Origin of the sequence: Mesorhizobium sp. M7A.F.Ca.CA.004.12.1.1, from assembly GCF_003997835.1 — a bacterium.
Classification (GTDB): domain Bacteria; phylum Pseudomonadota; class Alphaproteobacteria; order Rhizobiales; family Rhizobiaceae; genus Mesorhizobium.
In genome coordinates this window covers 1-2,774 of the sequence record NZ_RZRK01000794.1, presented here as the reverse complement: position 1 = coordinate 2,774, position 2,774 = coordinate 1, and the positions used below count along the sequence as shown (strand labels likewise).

The 2,774-nt window shown below is 62.0% G+C and carries 3 protein-coding genes and 1 pseudogene; all 4 read right to left on the bottom strand.

What is annotated here, in order from left to right:
• Positions 1–78 precede the first annotated feature (78 nt).
• Positions 79–255, bottom strand: coding sequence for a hypothetical protein (locus EN984_RS29710; protein WP_081738697.1), 177 nt, complete (start codon positions 253–255; stop codon positions 79–81).
• Between the two features lie 271 nt (positions 256–526).
• Positions 527–1,222 (bottom strand): urea ABC transporter ATP-binding subunit UrtE, encoded by a 696-nt coding sequence (gene urtE, locus EN984_RS29705; protein WP_023813006.1) that lies wholly within the window; start codon positions 1,220–1,222, stop codon positions 527–529.
• A 69-nt stretch (positions 1,223–1,291) separates the two neighbouring features.
• Positions 1,292–2,038 carry an urea ABC transporter ATP-binding protein UrtD gene (urtD, locus tag EN984_RS29700; RefSeq protein WP_127271299.1) on the bottom strand — a complete coding sequence of 249 codons (747 nt, stop codon included), beginning with the start codon at positions 2,036–2,038 and terminating at the stop codon, positions 1,292–1,294.
• A 6-nt stretch (positions 2,039–2,044) separates the two neighbouring features.
• A pseudogene (locus tag EN984_RS29695) lies at positions 2,045–2,774 on the bottom strand (urea ABC transporter permease subunit UrtC); the annotation flags it as partial.

Genomic DNA, 2,774 nt, shown 5'->3' with positions numbered 1-2,774 from the left:
CCGCTTCTCCGTTCAAGCGCGCAGGCTGATCGCGTGTGTCAACACCGGCCTCTGATCGTGGCGAGACGAATGCAGCTCCTAGGCCGCCATGACAATCTCATTGAAGGTATCGAGATCGACATAGAAGACCTTGGTGATCTCCTCGATCAGATCGTCGTAATCGCAGCCCTGTGATCTCAAGATGTTGATGGCAGCGATGATATCGACACGTTCGATAAGCCGCCGCTTCTGGTAATCCTCGACGTAACGTTCCATGGCTGTCCCTTAGCCTGTGTGCCCAAACGCGTTTGAACGACAGAGATCGCAGGAGGGAAGCTAGGCAGCCTTGCTTGCGTGAAACTTGCCCGGCATTGGCCGTGCTCCTCGATCTGCGATAAACCAGACTGGTACGGAAGCGGCCGACTCACAAAAGCCTAGGAAAAGACTAGCACGCAGTTGCCGATGCACCAGAGAGGCTGGTGCAGGGCCGGAGAAATACTGGACTTGCCAAGGACTTCGGATCGTCAACTGAAGTGCGTTGGCGATTCTAGACCGTCAGGAACTTCCTGACATCAGCACGGTCCAGATCTTCCGCCGGACCGGTATGGACGATCACGCCACGGTCCATGATGTTGACCTCGTCGGCCAACTCGCGACAGAAATCGAGATATTGTTCGACCAGAAGCACGGCGATGCCGGCCTGGTCACGCAGGTAGCGGATGGCGCGGCCGATGTCCTTGATGATCGACGGCTGGATGCCCTCGGTCGGCTCGTCGAGCACCAGCAGTTTCGGCCGCATCACCAGCGCCCGTCCGATGGCGAGCTGCTGCTGCTGGCCGCCGGAAAGATCACCGCCGCGGCGGCCGAGCATCTGCTTCAGCACCGGGAACAATTCGAAGACATGCGCCGGAATGTTGCGGTCGGCCCGTTTCAGCGGCGCGAAGCCTGATTCCAGGTTCTCCCGCACGGTGAGCAGCGGAAAGACCTCCCTGCCCTGCGGTACGAATGCGATGCCCGACCGGGCGCGGTCATACGCCGCGCTCCGGTCGAGCGCCTTCCCCTCGAAGGCAACGCTTCCGCTCGTCAGCCGGTGGTGGCCGACGATCGATCTCATCAAACTGGTCTTGCCGACGCCGTTGCGGCCGAGCACGCAGGTGATCTTGCCGGCGCCCGCCTTCAGCGACACGCCGCGCAGCGCCTGGGCGGCGCCGTAGTGCAGCGTGGCATTGGAAACTTCGAGCATGTCAGCGCCTTTTCCAGAACCGCAGAAACGACAGATCGAAATGATGGAACTGCACCCGCCAGACCATGCTCATCTCCCCAGATAGACTTCGACGACACGCTCGTCGGCCGACACGAAATCGAGTGTGCCTTCCGAGAGCACCGAGCCCTCATGCAGGCAGGTGACCTTGACGCCGAGCTCGCGCACGAAATGCATGTCATGCTCGACGACGATGACCGAATGGTCGCGGGCGATATCCTTGAGCAGCCGCGCGGTCTCCTCGGTCTCGGCATCGGTCATGCCGGCGACCGGTTCGTCGACCAGAAGCAGTTTCGGGTCCTGCGCCAGGAGCATGCCGATCTCGAGCCACTGCTTTTGTCCATGGCTCAGATTGGCCGCCAATTCGTCACGCTTGTCGCCAAGCCGGATGATGCCGAGAATGTCATCGATCTGCCGCGTCTCGGCGGTCGAGCGGCGATGGAACAGCGCCGGGAAGATCGAGCGCGGTCCCTTCAGCGCCAACATCAGGTTTTCCTCGATCGTGTGGCTTTCGAACACGGTCGGCTTCTGAAACTTGCGGCCGATGCCCATCATGGCGATTTCGGCCTCGTCATGCTTGGTCAGATCGACCTGGCCGTCGAAGAACACGTCGCCTTCGTCGGGCCGCGTCTTGCCGGTGACGATGTCCATCATCGTCGTCTTGCCGGCGCCGTTGGGGCCGATGATGGCGCGCATCTCACCCTTGTCGAGCACCAGCGACAGATTGTTGATGGCGCGAAAACCATCGAAGGAGACCGAGACGCCGTCGAGATAAAGGATCGTGTTCGACTTTGACATGGTCGCTCACTCCGCCGGCTGCGGTTCGGGGTTGCTGGCTGACCAGTCGCCGGGCTTTCTCGCCTCGCTGCGAACGATTTTCGCCGGCGGCGGAACGTCGGGGTCGCTGCCGGCTTCCTCGGCAATCGAAGCTGCCCGCAACGCCTTGGCGTTGCCGCGCCAACTGTCCCACATGCCGATGATGCCTTTGGGCAGCAAAAGCGTGACGGCGACGAACAGCCCGCCCAGTGCAAACAGCCAGAACTCCGGCAGCACGCCGGTGAACCAGGATTTGCCGGCGTTGACCAGCAGCGCACCGATGATCGGTCCGACGATGGTGCCGCGCCCGCCGACAGCCGCCCAGACGACGACTTCAATCGAATTGGCCGGCTCGAACTCGCCCGGATTGATGATGCCGACCTGCGGCACGTAGAGCGCGCCGGCTATGCCGGCCATGACAGCCGAGACGGTGAAGGCGAACAGTTTCACGTTCTCGGCCCGCCAGCCGAGGAAGCGCGTGCGGCTCTCGGCATCGCGCACCGCCATCAGGAGCTTGCCGTATTTGGAGCCGACGATCGCCCAGGTGACGAACACGGCAAGCGCGAGCATCACGGCGCTGGCCGCGAACAGCGCCGAACGCGTCGCGTCGGCCTGCACGTTGAAGCCGAGAATATCCTTGAAATCGGTCAGGCCGTTGTTGCCGCCGAACCCCATGTCGTTGCGAAAAAAGGCAAGCAGCAGCGCGTAGGTCATCGCC